The organism is Proteus alimentorum, from assembly GCF_002607735.1.
Lineage (GTDB): Bacteria > Pseudomonadota > Gammaproteobacteria > Enterobacterales > Enterobacteriaceae > Proteus > Proteus alimentorum.
Map to the genome: position 1 here is coordinate 238,369 of NZ_NBVR01000039.1, position 25,539 is coordinate 263,907.

22 protein-coding genes and 2 pseudogenes are annotated in these 25,539 nt (G+C 38.4%); 16 read left to right on the forward strand and 8 right to left on the reverse strand.

The features are described 5' to 3' along the window. Positions 1-21 precede the first annotated feature (21 nt). From hslO to umoB, 3 genes are all read right to left on the reverse strand, one after another. Positions 22-906 carry an Hsp33 family molecular chaperone HslO gene (gene hslO / locus B6258_RS16180; RefSeq protein WP_099076120.1) on the reverse strand — a complete coding sequence of 295 codons (885 nt, stop codon included), beginning with the start codon at positions 904-906 and terminating at the stop codon, positions 22-24. A gap of 26 nt (positions 907-932) precedes the next feature. After that, positions 933-1,346 (reverse strand): ribosome-associated heat shock protein Hsp15, encoded by a 414-nt coding sequence (hslR, locus tag B6258_RS16185; RefSeq protein WP_099076148.1) that lies wholly within the window; start codon positions 1,344-1,346, stop codon positions 933-935. A 77-nt stretch (positions 1,347-1,423) separates the two neighbouring features. Further along, positions 1,424-3,532 carry a flagellar biogenesis regulator UmoB gene (umoB, locus tag B6258_RS16190; protein ID WP_099076121.1) on the reverse strand — a complete coding sequence of 703 codons (2,109 nt, stop codon included), beginning with the start codon at positions 3,530-3,532 and terminating at the stop codon, positions 1,424-1,426. Positions 3,533-3,885: 353 nt separating this feature from the next. On the opposite strand from umoB, the gene nudE reads away from it, so the two are divergent. After that, positions 3,886-4,437 carry an ADP compounds hydrolase NudE gene (gene nudE / locus B6258_RS16195; protein ID WP_099076122.1) on the forward strand — a complete coding sequence of 184 codons (552 nt, stop codon included), beginning with the start codon at positions 3,886-3,888 and terminating at the stop codon, positions 4,435-4,437. A gap of 47 nt (positions 4,438-4,484) precedes the next feature. On the opposite strand, the gene mrcA is transcribed toward nudE, so the two are convergent. Beyond that, the gene (gene mrcA / locus B6258_RS16200) at positions 4,485-7,019 is read right to left on the reverse strand and encodes a peptidoglycan glycosyltransferase/peptidoglycan DD-transpeptidase MrcA (RefSeq protein ID WP_099076123.1); all 2,535 of its coding nucleotides are present in this window, start codon (positions 7,017-7,019) and stop codon (positions 4,485-4,487) included. Positions 7,020-7,134: 115 nt separating this feature from the next. Between mrcA and B6258_RS16205 the strand changes: the two genes are divergently transcribed. The 11 genes from B6258_RS16205 to trpS all read left to right on the forward strand — a co-directional run bounded on the left by B6258_RS16205 (position 7,135) and on the right by trpS (position 16,853). Further along, positions 7,135-7,959 (forward strand): hypothetical protein, encoded by an 825-nt coding sequence (locus tag B6258_RS16205; RefSeq protein WP_099076124.1) that lies wholly within the window; start codon positions 7,135-7,137, stop codon positions 7,957-7,959. After that, the gene (locus B6258_RS16210; RefSeq protein ID WP_099076125.1) at positions 7,947-8,516 is read left to right on the forward strand and encodes a fimbrial assembly protein; all 570 of its coding nucleotides are present in this window, start codon (positions 7,947-7,949) and stop codon (positions 8,514-8,516) included. Before B6258_RS16205 ends, B6258_RS16210 begins: the two co-directional genes overlap by 13 nt. Then, on the forward strand, positions 8,513-9,043 hold the full coding sequence (locus B6258_RS16215; protein ID WP_099076126.1) for a hypothetical protein: 531 nt from the start codon (positions 8,513-8,515) through the stop codon (positions 9,041-9,043). The genes B6258_RS16210 and B6258_RS16215 overlap by 4 nt, the downstream gene beginning before the upstream one ends. Continuing rightward, entirely contained in the window at positions 9,040-10,140 is a 1,101-nt protein-coding gene (gene pilQ / locus B6258_RS16220) for a type IV pilus secretin PilQ (protein ID WP_099076127.1), read from the forward strand. The genes B6258_RS16215 and pilQ overlap by 4 nt, the downstream gene beginning before the upstream one ends. Positions 10,141-10,719: 579 nt before the next feature. Then, positions 10,720-11,241, forward strand: a complete 522-nt coding sequence (gene aroK / locus B6258_RS16225) for a shikimate kinase AroK (RefSeq protein ID WP_129586866.1) — start codon at positions 10,720-10,722, stop codon at positions 11,239-11,241. 54 nt (positions 11,242-11,295) lie between these two features. Further along, positions 11,296-12,390, forward strand: a complete 1,095-nt coding sequence (gene aroB, locus B6258_RS16230) for a 3-dehydroquinate synthase (protein ID WP_099076129.1) — start codon at positions 11,296-11,298, stop codon at positions 12,388-12,390. 170 nt (positions 12,391-12,560) lie between these two features. Next, positions 12,561-13,499: an SPOR domain-containing protein gene (locus tag B6258_RS16235; protein ID WP_099076130.1), complete on the forward strand. Its 939-nt coding sequence runs from the start codon at positions 12,561-12,563 to the stop codon at positions 13,497-13,499. An 82-nt stretch (positions 13,500-13,581) separates the two neighbouring features. Further along, positions 13,582-14,397, forward strand: coding sequence for an adenine-specific DNA-methyltransferase (dam, locus tag B6258_RS16240; RefSeq protein WP_099076131.1), 816 nt, complete (start codon positions 13,582-13,584; stop codon positions 14,395-14,397). 44 nt (positions 14,398-14,441) lie between these two features. Further along, positions 14,442-15,113: a ribulose-phosphate 3-epimerase gene (gene rpe / locus B6258_RS16245; RefSeq protein ID WP_099076132.1), complete on the forward strand. Its 672-nt coding sequence runs from the start codon at positions 14,442-14,444 to the stop codon at positions 15,111-15,113. Next, positions 15,113-15,823 (forward strand): phosphoglycolate phosphatase, encoded by a 711-nt coding sequence (locus tag B6258_RS16250; RefSeq protein WP_099076133.1) that lies wholly within the window; start codon positions 15,113-15,115, stop codon positions 15,821-15,823. The genes rpe and B6258_RS16250 overlap by 1 nt, the downstream gene beginning before the upstream one ends. 1 nt (position 15,824) lies before the next feature. Next, positions 15,825-16,853, forward strand: a complete 1,029-nt coding sequence (gene trpS, locus B6258_RS16255; RefSeq protein WP_099076134.1) for a tryptophan--tRNA ligase — start codon at positions 15,825-15,827, stop codon at positions 16,851-16,853. Between the two features lie 81 nt (positions 16,854-16,934). On the opposite strand, the pseudogene B6258_RS16260 reads toward trpS, so the two are convergent. From B6258_RS16260 to sodA, 4 genes and pseudogenes are all read right to left on the reverse strand, one after another. Then, positions 16,935-17,186: pseudogene (locus B6258_RS16260) on the reverse strand (helix-turn-helix domain-containing protein). Beyond that, positions 17,167-17,304 (reverse strand): annotated as a pseudogene (locus B6258_RS16265) (type II toxin-antitoxin system RelE/ParE family toxin); the annotation flags it as partial. The pseudogenes B6258_RS16265 and B6258_RS16260, both read right to left, overlap by 20 nt. Continuing rightward, positions 17,303-17,977 carry a 6-hydroxyaminopurine reductase gene (gene yiiM, locus B6258_RS16270; RefSeq protein WP_099076136.1) on the reverse strand — a complete coding sequence of 225 codons (675 nt, stop codon included), beginning with the start codon at positions 17,975-17,977 and terminating at the stop codon, positions 17,303-17,305. The gene yiiM and the pseudogene B6258_RS16265, both read right to left, overlap by 2 nt. Positions 17,978-18,095: 118 nt before the next feature. After that, positions 18,096-18,719, reverse strand: a complete 624-nt coding sequence (gene sodA, locus B6258_RS16275) for a superoxide dismutase [Mn] (protein ID WP_099076137.1) — start codon at positions 18,717-18,719, stop codon at positions 18,096-18,098. Between the two features lie 372 nt (positions 18,720-19,091). On the opposite strand from sodA, the gene acs reads away from it, so the two are divergent. From acs to B6258_RS16295, 4 genes are all read left to right on the forward strand, one after another. After that, positions 19,092-21,050, forward strand: a complete 1,959-nt coding sequence (gene acs, locus B6258_RS16280) for an acetate--CoA ligase (protein ID WP_099076138.1) — start codon at positions 19,092-19,094, stop codon at positions 21,048-21,050. A gap of 158 nt (positions 21,051-21,208) precedes the next feature. Beyond that, positions 21,209-21,520, forward strand: coding sequence for a DUF485 domain-containing protein (locus tag B6258_RS16285; protein WP_099076139.1), 312 nt, complete (start codon positions 21,209-21,211; stop codon positions 21,518-21,520). Further along, the gene (locus B6258_RS16290) at positions 21,517-23,172 is read left to right on the forward strand and encodes a cation acetate symporter (RefSeq protein ID WP_099076140.1); all 1,656 of its coding nucleotides are present in this window, start codon (positions 21,517-21,519) and stop codon (positions 23,170-23,172) included. Before B6258_RS16285 ends, B6258_RS16290 begins: the two co-directional genes overlap by 4 nt. Positions 23,173-23,601: 429 nt before the next feature. Continuing rightward, a complete protein-coding gene (locus B6258_RS16295; RefSeq protein WP_099076141.1) occupies positions 23,602-25,185 on the forward strand; it encodes a phosphoethanolamine transferase in 1,584 nt (527 codons plus the stop codon). Positions 25,186-25,539: the final 354 nt, after the last annotated feature.

A 25,539-nucleotide genomic window follows, 5' to 3' on the forward strand; every position in this document is an offset into this window, starting at 1 on the left:
AAACAGTTTTGCTAAATCGAATCAGTGCAATTCTGATTCACTTAACTTATTGATATTAATAATATCATTCTCTGTGAAGATATAATGTGTTCCACAATACTCGCATTCCATATCAATATTTCCCTGTTCTTGCAACAGGTGGTTCACATCTTCTTTCGACAATGTTACTAATGTATTTTCACAACGTTCACGCGAACAAGTGCAATGGAATTCAACAACTTGAGGATCATAAAGAGTGACATCTTCTTCGTGATATAAGCGATGTAAGATCTCTTTAGTATCTAACGTAAATAGCTCTTCGGCTTTGATTGTGTGTGTTAACTGGGTAAGCAATTCAAAATGTTCAGCAGTATGTTCTGCGGTGAACTCTTCTGATGCAGGTAATACTTGTAATAACATACCTGCTGCGGCTGGCTTGCCCGCCTGCGTACCACTACGAATAAATACGCGTGTAGGTAACTGTTCTGATTGCTTAAAGTAGTTATCAATACAAGCTTCTATCGTTTCACCATCAAGAGCAACAATACCTTGATAACGTTCACCTTTTTCAGGCGTTACCGTGATGACCATAAAACCATTCCCGATCATCTCTTTTAAGGTACTACCCGCTTTAACATCATCCCCAATACGCGCAACACCACGCATTTGTTGGTTGTTATTTCCATTGATCACAGCCAGTCGTACAGGGCCATCGCCTTGTATTTGAACCGTAATATCACCTTCAAATTTAAGCGTAGCTGTTAACAAACTGGTTGCCACCAGCAAATCACCCAGAAGGTGTTGAACTGGCTCAGGATAATGGTGATTTTCAAGCATTGATTGATAGGTTTCAGTCACATTGACCAATTCGCCACGTACCGCGTTTTTTTCGAATAAAAAACGTGATAAAGAGTCTTCTTTCGACATGATTTTCTCTCATTTCAGGGAATCGGTTAATCCGATTCTTGTAAATTTGTCTGTTTGAAGCGAAGTAAGGTGCGTCTTTCCTTTTTATCAGGACGACGCTCAGGATGAGGCATTGTTAACGCATTCATTTTTCTTGCTAGAGCAATTTTTTCTCTTTTAGCAATACTCTCTGGTGTTTCACAATACAGCCCTTGTGCTTGTGTAGCACCTTGTCGCTGTGAACTTACCATAAGAATGGTTACCGTCCGTTCATCATTACCTTGTCGTAGGCGTATTTCAGCGCCCTCTTCAACGATTTTACTTGGCTTACCTCTCACACCATTGTAATGAACTTTGCCACCTTCAATCATTGTGCGAGCGATAGCGCGCGTTTTATAAAAACGTGCGGCCCAAAGCCATTTATCTAAACGGACGCCACTTTCTTGCGATGGTTGGCTCATCCCTTTCTCCTTAACTTCAACTTCAACTTCTTTATGAAGGCGATAGTGTAAACACATAGCCTTCCACAACAAGGGACTTACTGAGGAGGGCGATAAAAACAGTGCTCATAATAGAGACTGATTTTATTCATGCGTTGGTTGTTTTGTCGCCGACGCCGGATGATAAGAAATAGGTTCAATATTAAGAACCCAATAGCGATAAACAATAATAACGTATTACCGATGTAATATAACATCGTCATCGAATCTGGCAGGCTATGTAAAAATATCTGTAACGTACCATTCGCATCAACAACCATGCCTGTTATTACGCCCCCCGTATCAAAAGGGGTATGCAATAAAATATCGGATAAACGTTGTAGTTCTCGCCACTGTTCTAACGGGGTAGGTTCAAACACGGAGTTTGAACTTGAAGCGTAATCAACAAGCTGTTTTCTTTCATCACTGATTAACAGCACACCACCCGGTGGAGGACTGTTTAACAGTATTGCGGCTTTATCTATTTCTCGATAGATAAAAGAAGATGTGGTGGTGTCGATAAGCTTTTCCAAGGCCTCGGCACTCACAGCACGCAATAAAACATTGGTTCCAGTTAATTTACCACTTTCAGCACGTTGAACTAATGCAGCCCAATCATTGACGTTACTTAAGTTAACTAGCGCCATTTTAAGACGGATACACTCATTTTCTCTCGGGCATAAATCCTGTGTTTTCAGCACAATACCATCAAAATTATCTAACAGATTCATCCCTGATTTAGTAATCGCTTGGCCTAAACTTGGGTTAACTCGGTTATTAGAAACAGGATGTAATTGCTCTTCAACCATATGCAATAAAGCGGCTGCTTTTTCTATCGTGCTCGATTCAGGCATTGGCATTGGATTACTGTTATTCCAATAAATTCCAGAGCAATCAAAAGGTGCAAAAATCGTTTTATTATTCTTACTTGATAAATTAGGTGGCATGTAGCACATCCCAACCCCTTTCGCTTGAATAATATCGCCGACATGCAAATCAGTTGTTTCTAGCTCAGTAAAATTGGTGACTAAATGAGGTTCAGTATCTTTTAGCCATGAAAAACTGAGTTTCATTGAAAGAGAAAGGGGCTGATAAAGATACAACATGCCAATAATAAACAGGCTCCAGAAAACGAAAATAATATTTTTAATATAGCGTTTATATGGATAATTTTTTTCTTCATCATGCAATGAAAGGTAGTTTCCTTGCTTTACAACATGATGACTTGGATACATTTCTAAATAAGTTACCTTATCAATATCGCTTTGAATATAAGGCTCCCAATGAGGCGGATAAACAAGATCAATCCCCCCTAAAGAAACATTTTTCACCTGCCCATGATCAAAGTTGCCAAAAAGTCCCCAGCGCTTTAAGCGTCCTTTAAAACAGTGGATTTCTTGTTTACGTGGTTTGATCAAAGGCTTGTGGATCAGAAAAACGCCAACAGCAAGGAAAGCACTACCAGTCGCTAGGATCCAAGGAAGGAAAACTTGGGGCATCATTAAGGCTGTTAAGCACAACGTAAGCCCTATACAAATAAAAGAGCCATCCCAAAAACCAGATGAGTTATGTAATCGATATTCTTCGTTTGTTTCTTCTCGGATTTGTAATAAGTGAGCCGCATCACCTTCATTCTTTTGAATTGTTGATGAACCATTGGCCAATATAGGCTCAGAGAGTTGTTTTAAACTTAAAGCAGAAAAATGAATTTTTTCCTCTTTTAAGAAATGACCATTCACACCAACAACGATGGGGATCGAAGGGGTACAGACAACATCGAGAACATTTTCTTGCTGAAGGTAAGGCACAAGCAGTGGGGGTATATGAATTTCTACAGCATCAATATAGTAACGCCAATGATTTAATCCTTCACTAGAACCCGCAAAGCGATTAACGATATTTCTTAATGTAGTAACGACTTCGCCTTTAATTGGCATCTCGGGGAAGTTTTGTAATGAATAGCCAGAAGAGAAATCAGAGTTACCAAAATAAGATAAATAATCACTAATAAGCCCATAGTCATCAGAAGTGAGCTTGCGATAAGTCGGTTTAGCGAGAGATGGAAGATGATGTGAGCCATCAAGCCGCCTTCTTTTAAAGAATAGAAAGGCGGCCATTATAAATAGGCTTATCATCAAGATAGCCAATATAATGACTGATAATCTCATTTTTTCCCCATGCTTATACTGATGCTGCGTAGTAACAATAACAAATTTAAAACCCTGCCTAACATAAGGCAATTCCTATTCTTTTGTTCTATTTTTTATTTAAATACAATAGATTATATTTTTGCAGTCGCGTTATAATTTATATCTATTATCAAGTTTATATCCGCTAACAATGCTATCTTCGGGTAAAATAGCGAATCAATAAATAATAATATTCTCAAAAAATCAATAAATAACTAGGTTTGATAGCGGAGTGTACTCAATTTTCCTTTAAAAGCTAAATCTAATTGTTAGATTTATTTTGTCATTAATGTGTTAAATTCAGGTTAATCTCTATTCTGCCAGGGGCTGTTATGAAAGAACTAAAAAAACCCAATATATTAAACATTGATAACATCGCCCGTTCTCGATTATTTCAGATCCAATCCGTTAATTTGGAGTTTAGTAACGGAGAAAAACGCACTTATGAGCGAATGAAACCCGCTAATCGTGAAGCCGTTATGATTGTTCCTATTATTGATGACAATCTTATTCTTATCCGTGAATACGCCGTAGGTATCGAAAATTACGATTTTGGTTTTCCCAAAGGCGCAATTGATCCTGGTGAAAATGCCCTACAAGCCGCAAACCGCGAACTAAAAGAAGAAATTGGCTATGGTGCTCACTCATTAATAGAACTCGCAAAGCTTTCTATGGCGCCATCTTACTTTTCTAGCAAAATGAACATTGTTATTGCGCATGACCTTTATCCAGAACAACTCGAGGGAGATGAGCCTGAGCCATTGATCCAAATACATTGGCCTATCGCAAAAATGATGGACTTACTTGATCATCCAGATTTTACAGAAGCGCGTAGTGTCAGTGCTCTCTTCTTAGCCCATCGCTATCTATTACAAAATAAATAGATAATAAAAAAACCGGACTTTAACATCCGGTTTTTATTTTCGATTAATTAGAATAACTCGTTAGATTCGCCATTATCCTCAAAAATCTGTGTTCCTACTTCATTTTTTGCTTTTTCTGTTGGTTGAGTCCCGTCAATAAAATATTCTTTCATTGAAGCGCCATCACCCGCCAATTTTCCTGTTCTTCTATCAATTTGAACAGCCACAACGCCTTTTGGCACAGGCATCATATTAACGGGTACACCATCCAGAGCCACTTTCATAAAGTCATTCCAAATAGGTTGTGCCGTTTTAGCCCCCGCTTCACCACCACTCGCGGCAGTTCGACCTAAATTGCGACTACTATCATCAAAGCCAATCCAAGCGGTAGCAACAATATTGGCACCATATCCAGAGAACCATGCATCTTTAGAACTGTTTGTTGTTCCTGTCTTACCGCCAATATCTTGGCGTTTAAGATCACGAACAGCGCGCCAACCGGTACCAGACCATCCTGGTTCACCCACAAGGTTTGTTCTTAATGCATCATGCATTAAGTAAGCCAGTGGTGTGCTGATAACGTGTGGTGCATAAGGGCTTTCTTTTACCGTTTCGGCTAACGGTGCTTGTTCTAATTCAATTTCAGGCGTAGCGGCTACTGGCTGAGATTTATTAGATTGAGCAACATTTTCCATATAGTCATCAGATAACGCAATAGAACGCATGGTATCGCCGTAAATAACAGGGATATCAGTACAATCTGGGCAAGCTACCTTTGGTTTTGCTGTAAACAGCTCTTCGCCATCAGCATTTTCAATACGCTGGATATAGTAAGGCTCGATAAGATATCCACCGTTTGCCATAACAGCAAATCCTCGTACCATTTGCATTGGTGTAAATGATGGTGATCCTAATGCTAAAGATTCTGTTCTATCGATATTTTGATTAGGGAAACCAAAACGTAATAGATAATCAGCAGCATAATCCACACCCATTGCACGCATTGCACGTACCATCACCACGTTTTTAGACTGGCCTAAACCTTGACGTAAACGAATAGGACCAGCATAAGTTGGCGGTGAGTTTTTAGGGCGCCAATCTGTGCCTGCACCCGCATCCCAACGGCTAATAGGTAAATCATTAAGCAGTGTCGATAACGTTAATCCTTTGTCTAATGCAGCGGCATATAAGAAAGGTTTAATATTTGAACCGACTTGGCGTAACGATTGAGAAACTCGGTTAAATTTACTGATCTCAAAATCAAAACCACCAACAAGCGCAATAATTCCTCCATTGATAGGATCTAATGCAACAAATGCCGCATTAACACCCGGAAGCTGCGCTAATACCCAACTGTTTTCGTTATTTTGGCGTACCCATATTTGTTCGCCAACATGCACAACGGCATCAACTTTTGTTGGTGTTGCACCTTGAGCGGTGTCAGAAATAAATTTACGAGCCCAACGAACCGCTTTTAAATCTAGCGTAATGTTGTCGCCCGTTTTTAAGATAACTTTGGCTTCTTTTGCATCAGCAGATAACACCACTGCAGGAATTAAAGGACCATAAGTTTGGATCCCTTTTAGTTTCTTGTTGATAGCTTCGTTATCCCATGGCGTTTGCCCTTCACTCCACAGAACTTCTTGAGCACCACGGTAACCATGACGCATGTCGTAATCGATCACATTATCACGCAAGGCTTTTTCTGCTGCTAATTGATCTTTACGAACCACCGTTGTGTAAATTTTATAGCCATCTGTATAAGCATTTTCACCATAGCGCTCATACATCTCCATTCTCACCATTTCTGTTAGATAAGGTGCAGAGAAATCAATTTGCGGTGCATGATATTTAGCAACAATAGGCTCTGCTCTTGCACTTTCATATTGTGCTCGAGTGATATAGTTCTCTTCATACATACGCTGTAAAACGACATTACGGCGTTTTAAGGCACGATCATAAGAATAGAGTGGGTTAAGCGTAGATGGTGCTTTCGGTAAGCCAGCAATGACGGCCATTTCATTTAGGCTAAGATCATGAACACTTTTACCAAAGTAAACATAAGCCGCAGCACCCACACCATAAGCGCGGTTACCTAGATAAATTTTATTTAGATACAGCGCTAAAATTTCATCTTTAGTGAGCTCTTTCTCAATGCGGATCGCCAAAAAGGCTTCTTTTATTTTTCGCATTAATTTCTTTTCAGGTGTTAAAAAGAAATTTCGAGCCAATTGCTGCGTAATGGTACTCGCGCCTTGAGAGGCTTGTCCTGATGTTAATGCCACAACAACAGCACGTGAGATCCCAATAGGGTCAATACCGTGGTGTTCACGAAAACGCGTATCTTCTGTTGCGATAAAAGCATTAATAAGTTGAGGAGGCATCTCCTCCAATGTTAGTGGTAAACGGCGTTTTTCGCCGTATTGCGCGATCAACTCTCCGTCTGCACTAAATACCTGCATAGGGGTTTGTAAACGAACATCTTTTAATGTCGCGACATCGGGTAACTGAGGCTCAACATACTTATACATACCGTATATCGAGGCTGCTCCCAAAATTATGCAAGCAAAAACGAAGATGAAAAAATATTTTAAGAACTTCACCTTAAATTTCCCATGTAGTGTGAATTGGGCGGTTTATAAACAAACAGTGCGTAGTATAAAGGTAACGCCTCTTTGAAAATAGGCAATTACTCATCAATAGATATGGATATCAATTATGGACACACACAATTACCAGATTGGCATTGAAGTTAACACTCATCATATCAATGCAATTTTAGTATTTCAGCAGAATAAACAATGGAAGATCTGTGCATTTTGGCAATTCCCTTTACCTCTTAATGACGATTTAAACGGCATAAAATTAAGAAAAATCCTAACGGAGTGGCGTAAAAAATTGCCCTCTATTAATAATGTTACGCTTTCTCTACCGGATATTTATGAAAGCTATCAAATTATCCCGCTGCCTCATGCAGTTTCCCTTACATCAGCAGCATGTTATCGGTTAGCGCAACTACGAGCCACATCTTACACACAAAATACGAAAATCCCTGTTAATTTTGATTATCGACAAAGTAAGGGGAAACTCGCTATTCATCTGTGTCATAAAACGATTTTAGATAAGTATATTGACTTATTTTCCCAAATAAACTTAACAATAACGGCGATTGATACTCCTGCGTGTGCGCTACGCTATTTAGCAACTTACCTTGACATCTCAGCTCAGGATCCGCTGTTGTACTGTAAAAACAAAATGCTACTTTGGGTATCATCTGATGAAAATATGCCCCATTACGGCACTCTTGCCTATGAAAATCAACAAGAGCAACAAGCTTGTATTAACCAGTTAATAGAAAAATATCATTGGTCATTAAAGCAGTGTTATTTAACGGGTGATAATGAAGCATATTTTAGTCAGTTAATGCCTATTTGGCCCAATTTCTCCCACGATTTATTTAAAACAACGTCAAATAAAGATCGTATTCCACTTGTTGCATTGGGTTTGGCATTACGCCCTGAAGAGGTGTTATGTATCAAGTAAATTACCTTCCTTGGCGCTACAGCTTATTTAGACAAAAAGCATTATTATGGCTTTCTCAAACGCTATCATTGGTCACGATCACTTTCATTATTTGTAGCTATTACACCTACCATTTGGCACAAAAACAATCACACATAACAGATCAACAATACCAAACTCAACAACAAGAGGATTTATTACTAAAACAACTCGATATATATCAAAAACAGAAAAAACAGGCACTTTTACGCTATCAACACTATTCACTCTATTATCAAAACTGGCTGCGCTATTTACATTACATTCGTTTTTTTCGAGCTATCGAAGCGCATCTTCCCTCAACAGGTTGGATTAGCCACTATGATGAAACCGATAATCAATGCTCACTGCACCTCACTCTCCCGAATACGCAATCACTCTCTTTTATGACCAATCTTAAAAGTCACCCTGTTTTAGCCTCTTTAACATTGCGTTATTTACAACAAAGCAAAATTGATCCGTCTTACACAGAAATACATTTAAACGGGAAATCAGAAGAACAAGCGCAATGGAATGAAGAAGATGAGGGAAGCCAATGAAAATAAAGGCACAATGGTTGTTACTTATTGCGTTTCTACCTAAGTGGAAACTCACTTTACTGAGCTTAATTATACCTTTTATTACCCTGCTATTTTATTACCTCTTGATCTACATGGACTACCAGCAAGAGATAACCCAACAACACATAGAAATAGCACAAAGATTAAAGCGTATTAATCATCATCAACGCACATTAGGCACAATGCCATCTCTTAATTCACTAATCACACAACAAATGGATTATGACATCCCATTCGATAACACACCGGTTAGTGAGCAATTGCAACGCTTACTGATGACGTATCATTTTATACCCGAGATTTGGGAAAACACGCCTAACTCTTTATATAAACTCACTTTTACGTTGTCTTACCCACAGTTTTTAACACTTTTGGAATACCTCAATCAAACACGTTTAGCGCTGATTTCTCTCAATATTATTCCAATAGAACCCCATCTCATTTCAGTACAAATAAGCCTTACAGAGCTAAGTTATTCTAGTGCAATACAGGGTGATATATCATGAAGATAGGAATTTTCATCGTCATATTATGTATGACAACCGCCATTTGGGCACACACCCGAGACCCCTTCTTTCCTGAGAATATCAATGATGAAAAGATACCCTCTACTTTTATTGAAGAACGAACATCAGCGACGGAACAACTTGAAGAGTTACATCATCAACTTTATCCTTTAAATTATGCTGATGCTGAGAGACTCGGTGAACAACTCAGTAATCACACTATTCCATTACTGAGTCAGCAAGGGCGAGTTATTATTGATAAAGAAGCGAATAGTCTTTCAATCGTTGATAATAGTAAAACACTGTCTGAAATTGAGGATTGGCTCAAATTACGGGATACCCCACAACAACAAGTTCATATCACCGCTCATATTGTGAGTAGCAGTCAGGATGCTTTAAATGAATTAGGCACTCAATGGGGATTACAAGCATTAAAAACACAAACCGAAGCAGCATCTACAATATCGAATACTATTTCGACAACCTCCTCACTTAATTCGGCGTTATCAACGCCTTCACTTTCTGCATTATCACTTCATCAAAACACCAAAAATCCCCTTCACTATATTGCATTTAATATTGCCAGAATTAATGGTCGCCTATTAGAGCTTGAATTAAGCGCATTAGAACAAGAGAAACAGTTATCTATTATCGCAAGTCCAAGGCTAACAACCGCTCATGAAAAAACAGCATCCATCAAACAAGGAACGGAAATCCCCTATGTCAGTCGAGATAATGAAATTACACGAGTTCAATTTAAAGAGGCCGTCTTAGGCATGGAAGTCACCCCTATTATCCAAAGAAATAAACAGATAAGGTTAATACTTAAAATTAGTCAAAACACACCGGGCATTGCACTTGTTCAAGGTGGAAGTGAACATCTATCTATTGATAAACAAGAGATCAGCACAGAAGTAGCTATTCGTGATGGCGAAACCATTATGCTAGGAGGTATATTTCAGCAAAAACAGCAAGAACATACGGCAAAGATCCCTTTTTTATCCTCTATTCCATTACTAGGCGTACTTTTCAGTCATAAAAGAGATCAACACAGTCGCCATGAATTGGTTATTTTTATTACACCTAAATTAATCTAATTTTTTATGTAATAAATAGTTTTATTATAAAATACAATGCACTATATGTTTTTTACTAGGATTAAACTGAGAGTTATTCATTGTTTTTTCTTATAATCAGTATTTATAGATTTGACGATGAGGACGATTTAGCTTACAAGGGTTAGCTAATTTGAGTGAACCTGAAACATCACAATAAAAATACGGATACATTTTATGCACTTCCTCTATTCTTGGAGGTAGGGCTTTTTATATGTAATATTGATCGATTGATGACGAAAAAGACAATATTATCAGATGCGGTTTTCCGACTAAATTGTGTTAGAATCTCCGCGTTGCCAACAAAGATAATTACTTTTTTAGTAGTTTTTGTTATGTACTGTGGGCAAAGGGATTTTTATCCTATGTTGTCGTTTATGACAGCATGTGGTTATTTTATAGCGATCTACTGAAAGAACTCAGTCTTATTATGAGAGTAGATAACAAATGTTATCAGGTGTGAATTAGATAAACACTCATAAATTTCAGTTTAGGTCCCGTCGCTGAATGAATTTGGCGGGGCGGGTTATCATTAACGAATATCTTAGTAATACCAAAAACATGGCAGAGAAACGTAATATCTTTCTGGTTGGGCCTATGGGTGCCGGCAAAAGCACTATTGGTCGTCAGTTAGCTCAACAACTTAGTATGGAATTTTATGATTCCGATCAGGAAATTGAGCGACGTACAGGTGCGGATGTAGGTTGGGTATTTGATGTAGAAGGCGAAGAAGGCTTCCGTCAACGAGAAGAAAAAATAATCAACGAACTTACTGAAAAGCAAGGCATTGTGCTAGCAACAGGTGGTGGTTCGGTGATATCGCGAGAAACCCGTAACAGACTATCTGCTCGTGGTGTGGTTGTTTATTTAGAAACCAACATCGAAAAGCAGCTCGCGCGTACCCAACGTGATAAAAAACGTCCTTTATTGCAAGGTGTTGAACCTGTGCGTGATGTCTTAGAGACATTAGCTGAAGAACGTAATCCTCTTTATGAAGAGATTGCTGACATCACTATTCATACTGATGATCAGAGTGCAAAAATTGTAGCCAATCAAATAATTGAATTATTAGAACAAAACTAATAAATTCAGCTATTTATATGGTTAAGTAAAGACAATAAGAAGAAGGCCACTGTTATGGAAAAAATCACTGTCACATTAGGTGAAAGAAGCTATCCCATTACCATTGCTTCTGGCCTTTTTCATCAAGAAGATACCTTTTTACCTTTAAAATCGGGACAGCAAGTTATGATTGTCACAAACGTGACTCTTGCTCCTCTCTATTTAGAAAAGGTAACGAACACCTTAAAAAAACAAGGTGTTTTGGTTGATAGCGTCATTTTGCCTGATGGTGAACAATATAAATCGCTTGAGATCATGAATGATGTCTTTACTGCATTATTAGAAAAAAATCACAATCGAGATACAACACTTATCGCATTAGGTGGTGGTGTTATTGGTGATCTAACCGGTTTTGCCGCAGCAAGCTATCAACGTGGCGTTCGCTTTATCCAAGTACCAACAACACTATTGTCACAAGTCGATTCTTCTGTTGGTGGAAAAACAGCGGTTAATCACCCTCTTGGCAAAAACATGATTGGTGCGTTTTATCAGCCCGCTTCTGTTGTTATCGATCTCGATTGTCTTGCCACATTACCGCCTCGTGAACTTTCATCGGGTTTAGCTGAAGTTATTAAATATGGCATCATTTTAGATAAAGAGTTTTTTATCTGGCTTGAAAATAATATTGATAAACTCTTGGCTCTTGATCCTAACGCCATGGCATTTTGTATCCGTCGTTGCTGTGAGCTAAAAGCTGACGTCGTTGCTGCTGATGAAAAAGAAACAAGTGGTTTACGCGCACTACTCAACCTTGGCCATACCTATGGACACGCCATTGAAGCTCATATGGGATATGGTGTTTGGTTGCATGGTGAAGCCGTTGCTGCAGGTATGGTAATGGCGGCAAGAACATCTCAAGCGCTTGGTCAACTCACTGAAGAAGAGACTCAACGAGTTATTCAATTGCTTGAGAAAGCCAATCTCCCCGTCAATGGTCCTATTGAGATGACACCTGATGACTATTTACCTCATATGATGAGAGATAAAAAAGTATCTGGTGGCAAATTACACCTTGTTTTACCAAAAGGTATCGGTCAATCCGAATTGCGTGCCGATATTACTCGCGAACAAGTCCGCAAAGCGATAACATCTTGCATTAATGCAAATTAAGCTCCCCATTACCTGACTAGATGTAAACCAGAATATCCATTTAAGGAAAATTCTGGTTAATATTGTCAAATGCAACGTTTCAGAAAAAGCGTTTCATCCTTATACTATGAGGTAATGGCTAAGGCTGAATAGAATATTTTTCGCTTTTTGACGCTCTGACGGAGGGCATAATGGACGAGTTCAAACCTGATAATGAAACCAAGGGTGATAATTCACTCAAACCTGATACTTCGGATAGACCTGAACGTCGAACCAACCGACCTCGTAGCAATCCATTAAAAAACGCACGATTCTCTGTATCCCGTCAACAGATGATGATTGGTGTGGGTGTTTTAGTGCTTATTCTGTTAATTATCGCAATAAGTTCAGCATTAAAATCACCAGAAACAACAGAACCTGCGCCTTCAACCAATACAGAAAGAAATATCGACCTCTCTCAGCAACCGTCATCCGTTACGCCTTTAGAAAATGGTCAGCCATCGACACCTCAGTCTATTTCTGGGCAAGATATACAGCCGGCAACACCACCTTCACAAAATTTACCTCCAATGATTGATTCGCAAGGTCAACGTGTTGAAATCCCTGGAGATATCGTTGATTCTTTAAATCAACAACAAGCGGGCATTAATCAAGCGACTAATCAGCAGTTAAATGCACAACAACCAAAACCGGTGCAGCCTGTTACACAACCACCCGTCACCAAACCTGTACAACAAGTACAAAAACCGGCTGAAGTAAAAACACCACCGACAAAACCGGTAACACCACCAGCAACAACGCAACCTAAACCAACAACGACTAAACCTGTTGTTTCAGGCTCATTATCAGCGGGTAATTTAAGCACTATCCCTGCCACTAACTATACGTTGCAATTAAGTGGTGCAAGTCGCCAAGATACCTTAGAGGCTTTCGCTAAAAAGAACCTCAATGGAAACTACGCTATTTATAAAACACAGCGTAACGGTAATCCATGGTATGTACTCATCTATGGAAATTATCGTAATATAAGTGAAGCAAAGCAGGCCGTTTCTTCTTTACCTGCACCAGTACAAGCAAAACAACCTTGGGTTAGACCGATGAAACATGTTCATCAGGATCTAAAAAAATAATTAAGACGAAGTTCACCGCTGATATGCTGTCTGAAACAGAGTACAATCGGCGACTCTGAAACGATTGAGAAATTTGGACGGCATGAAAAAAAAACGCGCATTCCTAAAATGGGCTGGTGGTAAATATCCTTTGGTAGATGACATTAAACGTCATCTGCCTGAGGGTAATTGTTTAATTGAACCTTTTATGGGTGCCGGTTCTGTTTTTTTAAATACAGAATACGATTCATATATTCTTGCCGATATAAATAGTGATCTAATTCATCTCTATAATACGGTAAAACAACATCCTGAAAAATTTATGAAGGATGCCCGCTTATTATTTACCCCTCAGATGAATATCGCAGAAGAGTTTTATCAACTACGACAAGAATTTAATCGTTCAACAGACGCTTATCAGCGTAGTGTGTTATTTCTCTATCTTAACCGCCATTGCTACAATGGGCTGTGTCGTTATAATTCAAAAGGTGAATACAATGTCCCTTTTGGTCGTTATAAAAAACCTTATTTTCCTGAAGCAGAGCTAACTTGGTTTTCTGAAAAAGCACAAAAAGCCGAATTTGTTTGCCAAAGCTATTCATCAACGATGACAAATGCAGAAAAAGGCGCTGTCGTTTATTGCGATCCGCCTTATGCACCATTATCTCCGACTGCAAATTTTACGTCATACCATACAAATAGCTTTAGTTTTCAAGAGCAGGAACATCTGGCTCAACTTGCCTCAATGCTGGCTTACGAGAGACAGATACCCGTGTTAATATCAAATCATGAGACTGCGTTAACAAAAGAGTGGTATGTAAACGCAAAAGAGCTACACAGTGTGAAGGTCAGAAGAACAATCAGTAGCAACACACTGGGTCGTAGCAAAGTGAACGAATTACTTGCCTTATATAAATAATCGTTAACACCTCCCGACAATGGGAGTGTTGTCTGGAGAATGCGATGAAAGATTTTCTGATTGCCCCTTCTATTTTGTCCGCTGATTTTGCTCGCCTTGGTGAAGATACTGAAAAAGTCCTCGCAGCTGGCGCAGATGTTGTCCACTTTGATGTTATGGATAACCACTATGTTCCTAATCTGACATTTGGTGCGCCAATTTGTAAGGCGCTGCGCAACTACGGCATTACAGCCCCCATTGATGTTCACCTAATGGTTAAACCTGTTGACCGTATCATTCCTGATTTTGCAAATGCGGGTGCAACTTATATCTCATTTCACGCTGAAGCCAGTGACCACGTCGATCGCACTATTCAATTAATTAAAGATTGTGGTTGTAAAGCAGGCTTAGTGCTTAATCCAGCAACTCCATTAAACTATCTCGACTATGTTATGGATAAATTAGATCTTATCCTGCTAATGTCTGTTAACCCAGGCTTTGGTGGCCAATCATTTATTCCTAATACGCTCGATAAATTACGCCAAGTTCGTAAGATGATTGATGATGGTGGTTATGACATTCGTTTAGAAATTGATGGCGGTGTCAAAGTCGATAATATTGCTGAAATTGCGCAAGCTGGCGCTGATATGTTTGTTGCAGGCTCTGCTATTTTCAATCAACCAGACTATAAGCATGTTATCGACAATATGCGCCGTGAATTAGAAAAGGTATCGTAATGACAGATAAAAAACTCAAAGGTATCCGTGCTATCGCCTTTGATCTTGATGGCACTCTCACCGACAGCGCTGTTGGTCTTACAGAAGCAACAGACTACGCATTAAAAACAAAAGGCTTCCCGCCAGCTGGCAAACATAATGTCACTATTTGGGTTGGGAACGGCGTGGATATGCTACTGACACGCGCTTTGCACAATGCTGGTGTCGAGGATGTGACTGATACCTTATTAAAAGAGATGCGTGAACTTTTTGATGAACATTATGCAACTTCAGTCAAAACAGGCAGTGATTTATTCCCTCACGTCAAAGAAACCCTTGAAATATTAGCTTCACACAATATTCCTCTGGGTATCGTGACAAACAAACCAACACCATTTATTGCACCATTACTACAGCAACTGGATATTGAAAAATACTTTTCCTTAGTGTTAGGTGGCGATGATGTGAAAGAAAAAAAACCACATCCAGCACCATTATATTTAACAATGGGCACATTTGGTGTTAAAAAGGAAGAACTCCTTTTTGTTGGGGATTCTCGCAACGATATTATTGCAGCACAAGCGGCGGAGTGCCCTTGCGTAGGTTTAACCTACGGCTATAACTACGGCGTATCTATTGCAGACAGCAAACCTGATTTTACACTCGATAATTTTGCTGACTTGCTTTCTATCCTCGATATCACGCCAATGACAACTGTGGAACAGAATTAAAATGACGACTTCAGTAGAAAAAACGGCACAAAAGCCAATTGTATTCAGTGGTGCACAACCTTCTGGTGAATTAACTATCGGAAACTATATGGGTGCACTGCGTCAATGGGTACAAATGCAAGATGACTATGATTGCATTTACTGTATCGTTGACCAACACGCCATTACAGTACGCCAAGATCCGAAAGAACTAAGAAAAAGAACCTTAGACACACTGGCTCTGTACCTTGCTTGTGGTATTGATCCAGAAAAAAGCACTATTTTTGTTCAATCACATGTTCCACAACATGCACAATTAAGCTGGGCACTTAACTGCTATACCTATTTTGGTGAGTTGAGCCGAATGACTCAATTTAAAGATAAATCAGCGCGTCACGCTGAAAATATCAATGCAGGGTTATTCGATTATCCTGTATTAATGGCAGCGGATATTCTCATTTATCAAACCAATCAAGTTCCAGTTGGTATCGACCAAAAACAGCATCTAGAATTAAGCCGTGATATTGCCCAGCGTTTTAATGCAATCTATGGCGATATATTCACCGTACCCGATCCTTTTATTCCTAAAGGTGGAGCTCGTGTGATGGCATTACAAGATCCAACTAAAAAAATGTCTAAGTCTGATGATAACCGTAATAACGTTATCGCATTGCTTGAAGATCCAAAAGCAGCAGCTAAAAAGATCAAACGTGCAATGACAGACTCAGAAGAGCCACCTCGTGTTATTTACGATCTTGAAAACAAAGCCGGTGTATCTAACTTACTCGATATTTTAGCGGGTGTTACAGGTAAAACTATTCCTGAACTAGAAGCTGAATTTGAAGGCCAAATGTACGGCCATCTAAAAGGTGCTGTTGCTGATGCGGTATCTGAAATGCTGACCAACATTCAAGAACGTTTTAACACATTCCGTAATGATGATGCGTTGCTTAATAAAATCATGAAAGAAGGTGCAGATAAAGCCAAAGCTCGCGCTCAAGCAACCTTAGACAAGGTTTATGACGCAATCGGATTTATTGCACATCCGTAATTTTTCGTTAATGCATAAAAAACACCCCAAAGTTGGTAGCCAACTTTTGGGGTGCAGTTCAATTTTTAGGGTGGTGTTTTTTTAGTAAAGAGGAATTATTGGATTCTTAATACCACAATATCTATACTTGCTTTAGTAACATTATTTTCTATTCTGGTAATTACTGGTGGTATTACACCCATTCGCTCAGCAACTTGCGCTTTTATCAAATTATTGTGTTTACGTCATTGAGCCAGTGTATCTCTCAATTTTTCTTTACGCGTTTCACCATCCCAAACTATACGATATTCTTCATCTTTCATTATGTAATTCTTTATGACTTCTCAATTTCATTGAGCACCTCCATCAATCGTTTTTGGGCGATCTCAATCTCTTTCTTTGATATTTTTTGCATTTTCTTAATAAAAATTCGAAACATAATAACAGTGTTTCTTTTATGGTATATCCATTTACTTCTTAAATAGTCGTCTATCAAAGCTCTCAATGGTTTGATTTTGCAGTCTTAACTGCATGGTTTTACTCCAACTCGCTGATAATCCTGCGGCACTTAATAAGCGATGATAAAGTTCTTCATCAAATGGCATATGAAAAGCAATCGAAATCGCTTCTTTAACAGAGACATCACTGTTTCTTGAAACCAACACAAGAGGATGATGACTACCTGTTTCTCCAGTACTCACAACACGATATAGCCAACCACAGTAACCACTATCTTGCATGAGTTGCGAAAAGTGACTGACTTCTGTCACCGTGTTAAGTTTGTAGCAAGGCGAGCGAGGTTGAGTCACTTGAATTAATGCTGTTCCCCATTGATAAATATCCCCAATAAAAACATTATCTTCTGTCATGCCTGTTGTTGAGATATTTTCACCAAATGCAGGGGCATGAAAAAAATCAGTTAATTGCGGGAATTGCTCCGCCCAATAAAGATAATGCTCTTTAGGGTAATGACAAAGTGCGCGATCAGGACCACCATGAAAACTCTTTTCTGCTTGCTCATCACCTTCTAATCCCTGTGATGTCAATTTGATATAACCATCCACCAGCCTTTTGGTGATCGCACTGGTAAATCCATTAGATGTTGTTGTGACATTACCAATAAAAACACTAGGAAAATAACGCATAGCTTATCACTACCTAAACAGAAAGGAATAACTCATAGTAAAGATAGTGTTCAAAAGAAACAATGCCGACAAATGTCGGCATTGAAAATATAAAAGAGAAAGGAAGTTATCTACTCAATTATGCTTTGCTCTGAAAACGTTTTTGCGCTTCATCCCAGTTAACGACTGACCAGAACGCTTTAATATAATCAGGGCGACGATTTTGATATTTCAAGTAGTAAGCATGTTCCCACACATCTAACCCGACAATTGGGTAACCCGATGCGCCAGCTAACTCTTCCCCCATTAATGGGCTATCTTGGTTTGCAGTAGAAACTACCGCAAGTTTGCCATCATCTTTTAATACCAGCCAAGCCCAACCTGAACCGAAACGGCTAGCAGCCGCTTTTTCAAATAATTCTTTAAAAGCGTCAACGCTACCAAAATCACGCTCAATCGCATCTTTTAGTGAACCTTGTAATTGAGTACCTAGCTTCAGGCCTTTCCAGAATAATGAGTGGTTAGAGTGACCACCTGCGTTATTACGTAAAAAAGTACGTTGATCGGCAGGCACTTTATGAAGATTTTTAACTAATTCATCAATCTCTAAGCCAGAAAGCTCAGGTAATTTTTCTAATGCTGTGTTGGTATTATTCACATAAGTTTGATGATGCTTAGTATGATGAATTTCCATTGTACGCTCATCAAAGTGAGGCTCTAATGCATCATAAGCATAAGGCAGTGCAGGTAATGTATAGCTCATATTAATCTCCAGTGCTGTTTTATCTTGGATCACATCATGTGATTTATCTTTTCATTTCATTATAGTGAAAAAAACGTTAATGAAAATCATTATCATATCCATATTATTTTTGTGGTTTTTTTGTTCAGCACAGTTAAATTAATTTTCACAGTATATTATTTTAATTTAAAAGTGTTCTATTAAACGATAATCCTATTAAACAAGAAAATAGTAGATAAATAATTCCCCACTAGCTTTAGCACTAATTGAACACGCCATGAAAAGCATTTCCATTAATTCGTGATCTTCTGCGCAAAAAAGAAACAATCTTTATTTACCCTCTTTTGTTAACGACTTTTTGACATAGTATTAACAATAGTGAGGAGAACTATTATGACAAAAATAAACCAACATCATATTCCTGCAAGCATTGCAGAACACGCCCTGATCAATAAAGAGCAATACCAAAAAGAGTATGAATTATCCATCAAAAACCCTGAGGCCTTTTGGGCAGATAAAGGGAAAATCATTGACTGGATAAAACCATATACTGTGGTAAAGAACACGTCTTTTGACCCAGGCCATGTACGCATTCGCTGGTTTGAAGATGGTCAACTAAATATCAGTCAAAACTGTCTTGATCGCCACCTTAAAACACGAGGAGATCAAGTCGCCATCATTTGGGAAGGTGACTCACCTAATGAGTCGAAAAAAATTACTTACCGACAACTCCACCAAGATGTTTGCCAATTCGCTAACGTATTAAAAAACTTAGGTATTAAAAAAGGCGATGTTGTGGCGATTTATATGCCAATGGTACCGGAAGCCGCGGTCGCTATGCTCGCTTGTACTCGTATTGGTGCTATCCATTCTGTTATTTTTGGCGGTTTCTCTCCTGAAGCTGTTGCAGGCCGGATCATTGACTCAAAAGCGAAATTAGTGATTACAGCTGATGAAGGATTACGTGCGGGTCGCGCTATCCCATTAAAGAAAAATGTTGATGATGCTTTAAATCACGCTGATATCCCTCCTATTGAGCATGTCGTAGTATTTCGTCGAACAGGACATACTGATCAATGGATTGAAGGACGTGATGTTTGGTGGGACGAAATCATTCAAGGTGTCAGTACAGAATGTGATGTCGAAGTGATGGATGCCGAAGATCCTCTCTTTATTCTGTATACCTCAGGTTCAACAGGCAAGCCTAAAGGTGTATTGCACACAACGGGAGGTTATCTCGTTTATGCTTCAATGACCTTTAAATACACCTTTGATTATCATGAAGGCGATATTTATTGGTGTACTGCTGACGTAGGTTGGGTAACAGGGCATAGCTACTTACTGTATGGCCCCCTGTCAAATGGTGCTACTACTGTTATGTTTGAAGGTGTCCCTAATTATCCATCTGTTAACCGTATGGCTCAAGTTGTTGATAAGCACCAAATCAATATTTTATATACAGCTCCTACAGCAATCCGAGCATTAATGGCTGAAGGCGATAAAGCGATTGAAGGCACTCAACGCACCTCTCTACGTATTTTAGGCTCTGTGGGTGAACCTATAAACCCAGAGGCTTGGGAATGGTTCTACCAGAAGATGGGACGTAGCCAATGCCCTATTGTTGATACATGGTGGCAAACAGAAACAGGTGGTTTCATGATAACCCCATTGCCGGGTGCTATGGATCTAAAACCGGGCTCAGCAACACGTCCTTTCTTCGGCGTTCAGCCTGCAATTGTCGATAATATGGGAGAAGTACAACACGGGGCTTGCGAAGGTAACTTAGTGATCACGGATTCTTGGCCTGGTCAAGCAAGAACACTTTTTGGTGATCACGATCGTTTTGAACAAACTTACTTTTCAACCTTTAAAGGTATGTATTTCTCTGGTGACGGTGCTCGTCGCGATGAAGATGGTGACTATTGGATAACTGGGCGAGTTGATGATGTCTTAAATATTTCAGGTCACCGTTTAGGAACAGCAGAAATTGAATCCGCTCTTGTTGCACATCCTAAGATTGCAGAAGCCGCAGTGGTTGGTATTCCTCACAATATTAAAGGGCAAGCCATTTATGCTTATGTCACTTTAAATCACGGTGAAGAACCAACACCTGAACTTTATACTGAAGTTCGCAACTGGGTACGTAAAGAAATTGGGCCAATAGCCACACCTGATATCCTACATTGGACAGATTCCTTACCTAAAACACGATCAGGGAAAATTATGCGCCGTATCTTGCGTAAAATTGCCTCTGGCGACACAACTAACCTCGGGGATACCTCAACACTCGCTGATCCGGGTGTTGTAGAGAAACTGTTAGAAGAAAAACAGTCTCTATCACTCACTGCTTAATACACAACAAATAACTGTCATTTAAAAAACGTAATACGACAAAGCAAAGGCATGAAAATGCCTTTGCTGGGCTCTCTTACCTTAAAATCATGGAATGCGGGGGATTTAAGCCTCTAAATCAAGTGATAAACCAAACAATTATATAGAGGAGAACTCTGATGAATGCCAATATTTATCAAGAGATAGAGAACAACCCTCGCTTTAAAGAACTGGTTAGTAAACGTAGTCGTTTTTCATGGACACTTTCAATTATTACGCTTGTTATGTATGTCTCATTTATCTTACTTATTGCGTTCTATCCGCAATGGTTAGGTACACCACTGTACGAAGGAAGCTACATTACACGAGGCATCCCTATTGGCATTGGTTTAATTATCGCCTCATTTTTATTAACGGGCGTTTACGTCATTAAAGCCAATACAGAGTTCGACAAAATTACCGCTGAAATTATTGAAGAGGTAGAAAAATGAGAAAGTTACTCTATGCAATAAGCTTATTTTTCCTCTCCTCAACGGTTGCTTACGCTACCGCAATAACAGAAGGCGGTGAAAAACAACCCATGAATATTCAGGCCATCATCATGTTCCTAATATTTGTAGGTTTAACGCTTTACATCACTTATTGGGCTTCTAAACGTACCCGCTCTCGTGCTGATTACTATACTGCCGGAGGGAAAATCACTGGCTTTCAAAACGGAATGGCAATCGCCGGTGATTTTATGTCTGCCGCATCCTTTTTAGGGATCTCCGCACTGGTTTATACCTCAGGTTATGATGGGCTTATCTATTCAATTGGATTTCTGATTGGTTGGCCTATCATTCTTTTTATTATTGCTGAACGTTTACGTAATTTAGGGCGTTATACCTTTGCTGATGTTGTCTCCTATCGCTTAAGCCCTAAACCGGTGAGAACACTTTCCGCTATTGGATCACTGGTTGTTGTTGCTCTTTATCTGATTGCACAAATGGTCGGTGCCGGAAAATTAATCGAACTCCTTTTCGGCTTAAACTACCATATTGCCGTTGTGCTCGTCGGCATTCTAATGGTGTTATATGTTTTATTTGGAGGCATGTTAGCCACCACTTGGGTTCAAATCATTAAAGCTATTTTATTACTTGCGGGTGCAAGTTTTATGGCTGTTATGGTTATGAAAGCGGTCGATTTTAATTTCAATACCTTATTTAAAGAAGCCGTTAGTGTTCACTCAAAAGGATTTTCTATCATGAGTCCTGGTGGGTTGGTTTCTGATCCTATATCAGCTCTCTCTTTAGGTCTTGCACTCATGTTTGGTACGGCGGGACTTCCTCATATCATCATGCGCTTCTTTACTGTTAGTGATGCAAAAGAAGCCCGTAAGAGTGTTTTCTATGCAACAGGTTTTATCGGTTATTTCTATATTCTTACTTTTATCATTGGTTTCGGCGCTATCTTACTCGTTAGCCCTAATCCTGTGTTCAAAGATGCCGCTGGCGCTTTGATTGGCGGAACCAATATGGCGGCTGTTCACTTAGCAGATGCTGTTGGCGGTAATTTCTTCTTAGGCTTTATTTCAGCTGTGGCCTTCGCCACTATCTTAGCCGTTGTTGCAGGGCTAACTTTAGCGGGTGCATCTGCGGTATCACATGATCTCTACGCTAATGTCATTAAAAATGGTCACGCGGATGAAAGACAAGAGCTAAAAGTATCCAAAATTACTGTGGTTATCTTAGGTATCGTCGCTATCGGTTTAGGTATTTTATTTGAAAAGCAGAATATTGCCTTTATGGTGGGACTCGCTTTCTCAATTGCGGCAAGCTGTAACTTTCCAATTATATTGTTATCCATGTATTGGAAAGGACTTACCACCCGAGGTGCTGTCGCGGGTGGATGGTCTGGTTTATTAGTTGCTGTCACGTTGATGATCTTAGGGCCAACAATTTGGGTAAGTATTTTAGGTCATGAAAAACCCATCTATCCTTATGAATACCCAGCATTATTCTCAATAATCATTGCTTTTGTTGTCTCATGGCTTTTCTCTATTACAGATAAATCATCTTTAGGTGAGCAAGAAAAAGCAAAATTCCAAGCTCAATTTATTCGTTCTCAAATTGGCTTAGGTATTGAACAAGGTAAACAGCATTAACAACCTGAAATAAGGTTATCTTTCTAAATAAAAATAACCCTAAAGTGAATTCCAACTTTGGGGTTATTCATTTTCAATGATTGTTATCAATTATCATAAAAATCTTGATCCTATTTCTATCATTGACTTATTTAGAATATTTTAAGTTTTAACTACAGATCTATACGATTATTTAAATAACTTATTATTAGTTATTCCACTGTTATAAAATAAAAAATAAATTAAAATCAATTAATTACAAATAAAAACAGACAAATTTCATTTACTATATGACTTATTAAAAATAACTAAAGAACCAAATATAGTGAGAAAGAAACATAATAATATCAATTTCAGACACACTTCATCCCAACAAGACTTGTATTGTCAAAAGGTAAATGGTTAACTTTTTATTCTACATAAAAAGAGGTGGTAGTTTTTAAATAGATTATGTCTCGGTTAACTCATTACGCACTTTTATTTTTCTTATCTATGGCACCTGCAATATTGGGTGGTTCAACGCTATATATAGAACAAAAAATCTATATTGTTCTTATTGGTTGGCTACTTATGCTGATATGTAGTGGCATTTATCGTTCTGTTTCTGGAAAAATAATAACCTTTATTATTAGTGCTCTATGGTCTTTAAACCTATCTATTTCTCTATTTTTCTATCGTGAACACGATATTGCCTTTTCATCCTCCATTGCTGAAACTTTTATTAATACTAACGGCAGCGAAACTGTCGGTATGCTCTCTTATAATAAGTACTATGTCTTATTCTATATATGTGCTTTTATCATTTACTCTTTTTTCATCCATAAAGCGGCTCGAGTCTCTGATCTAAAAATGACAAAAAAAAGTATGACTGCTTTTGTTATATTAATAGCCATCATTCCAATTTATAAAAACTTAGCATTAAGAAACGATAACAAAAGTAAATTACTTGCAGAATATACCCTTCTGAATACACCTTTTTATAATGCAGCAGCACTTGTTCGAACTTTCCATGAAAATCGCCAAATTAGAAGAATTGCCTCTCAAAAAATTGAGTTTCAATATAATAAAAATATTGATAATACAGAAATTTATATCCTTATTATTGGAGAATCCGTTCGCAGAGATCATCTAGGTATTTATGGCTATCAGCACGATACAACACCTAATCTAATGAAGGAAAAGAGTCGCCTTATTCTATTCAATCACGTTTATTCTCCGGCTCCAGTAACCATTCTTTCTGTACCAATTTCACTTTCCAATATAGGACTGGAACAGTTACAAGATAAAAATCATTACGCAGATAATATTGTTTCCCTCGCTAATCATGCCGGATTTAAAACATATTGGCTAAGTAACCAAGGTGAAGGTAATCAAAAAACCAGTGTCATTTCTGTTATTGCAAATATGGCTCAAAATAAAAAGTGGAATGAATTTATCGGTTATGATGAAGAACTACTTCCTTATTTAGACAGCGCTCTCAATGAGCCATCTGCACAGAAAAAATTCATTATCTTACATACATATGGTAGCCATGAGCCGGCCTGTAATCGATTTCCAAGTCAGTATTTAAAGAAGTTCACGCAAGAAGATGATGATAACTGCTATGACAGCTCTATCGCTTATACAGATAAATTAATTAATGACATCATAGAGAGAGTCAAAGATAAGCCAGCTTCTATTCTCTACTTTGCAGATCACGCTTTACAGCGTCTCGATAAAAATAGAGAGGTTCGTTATCATCATGGTGTAAATACACCACGAAAAGAAGCTTATGATATACCTTTGTTTATTTGGTATAGCCCATCATCTATTAAACCTATTATCAATAAAGAAGTGCTGAATAAGCCTTATTCAACGGTAAATAACTATTGGCTACTAAGTAGTTGGCTTGGTATAGAACATAATTCACCCCAAAAATGTCACTCACCATTAAATGAGTGCTATCAGCCTAAATCACCAATCATGGTTATTGATGGTAATAAAAATCTCTTAAATTATGATTTATTAAGTTCAGAAGAGCAGGAGCCTCAATAACTTATTCATTAAAAATATCTCAATAAAAAAATATACTTAGTCATAAAGAGCGTGTTTTTATATTTTCACTATCTACATCTAATAAGATCCATCGAAAATAACAAAAAATAAGAAGCTCAGAATGCGAGATATTAAATTAAGTGAAGTTAGATACTTGATAAAGAGATGATCTTACAAATAGAGATCCATAAATAGTGTTTAACGGATTGAAGATTGGCTATTTTATTGGAGAATGTAACAACATTTTCAGCTTTGAACTTAGGATAATATTTTAAATTCACTCACTTTGGTTTTTTAAAACCCCCAAACGCAAAAAAGCCAACCCATTGGGTTGGCTTTCTCGTCTTATTTAAT

Coding starts and splice junctions, on each gene's coding strand:
- hslO (WP_099076120.1), bottom strand. CDS start 906: ATGTCGAAAGAAGACTCTTTATCACGTTTTTTATTCGAAAAAAACGCG.
- hslR (WP_099076148.1), bottom strand. CDS start 1,346: ATGAGCCAACCATCGCAAGAAAGTGGCGTCCGTTTAGATAAATGGCTT.
- umoB (WP_099076121.1), bottom strand. CDS start 3,532: ATGAGATTATCAGTCATTATATTGGCTATCTTGATGATAAGCCTATTT.
- nudE (WP_099076122.1), top strand. CDS start 3,886: ATGAAAGAACTAAAAAAACCCAATATATTAAACATTGATAACATCGCC.
- B6258_RS16205 (WP_099076124.1), top strand. CDS start 7,135: ATGGACACACACAATTACCAGATTGGCATTGAAGTTAACACTCATCAT.
- B6258_RS16210 (WP_099076125.1), top strand. CDS start 7,947: ATGTATCAAGTAAATTACCTTCCTTGGCGCTACAGCTTATTTAGACAA.
- B6258_RS16215 (WP_099076126.1), top strand. CDS start 8,513: ATGAAAATAAAGGCACAATGGTTGTTACTTATTGCGTTTCTACCTAAG.
- pilQ (WP_099076127.1), top strand. CDS start 9,040: ATGAAGATAGGAATTTTCATCGTCATATTATGTATGACAACCGCCATT.
- aroK (WP_129586866.1), top strand. CDS start 10,720: ATGGCAGAGAAACGTAATATCTTTCTGGTTGGGCCTATGGGTGCCGGC.
- aroB (WP_099076129.1), top strand. CDS start 11,296: ATGGAAAAAATCACTGTCACATTAGGTGAAAGAAGCTATCCCATTACC.
- B6258_RS16235 (WP_099076130.1), top strand. CDS start 12,561: ATGGACGAGTTCAAACCTGATAATGAAACCAAGGGTGATAATTCACTC.
- dam (WP_099076131.1), top strand. CDS start 13,582: ATGAAAAAAAAACGCGCATTCCTAAAATGGGCTGGTGGTAAATATCCT.
- rpe (WP_099076132.1), top strand. CDS start 14,442: ATGAAAGATTTTCTGATTGCCCCTTCTATTTTGTCCGCTGATTTTGCT.
- B6258_RS16250 (WP_099076133.1), top strand. CDS start 15,113: ATGACAGATAAAAAACTCAAAGGTATCCGTGCTATCGCCTTTGATCTT.
- trpS (WP_099076134.1), top strand. CDS start 15,825: ATGACGACTTCAGTAGAAAAAACGGCACAAAAGCCAATTGTATTCAGT.
- yiiM (WP_099076136.1), bottom strand. CDS start 17,977: ATGCGTTATTTTCCTAGTGTTTTTATTGGTAATGTCACAACAACATCT.
- sodA (WP_099076137.1), bottom strand. CDS start 18,719: ATGAGCTATACATTACCTGCACTGCCTTATGCTTATGATGCATTAGAG.
- acs (WP_099076138.1), top strand. CDS start 19,092: ATGACAAAAATAAACCAACATCATATTCCTGCAAGCATTGCAGAACAC.
- B6258_RS16285 (WP_099076139.1), top strand. CDS start 21,209: ATGAATGCCAATATTTATCAAGAGATAGAGAACAACCCTCGCTTTAAA.
- B6258_RS16290 (WP_099076140.1), top strand. CDS start 21,517: ATGAGAAAGTTACTCTATGCAATAAGCTTATTTTTCCTCTCCTCAACG.
- B6258_RS16295 (WP_099076141.1), top strand. CDS start 23,602: ATGTCTCGGTTAACTCATTACGCACTTTTATTTTTCTTATCTATGGCA.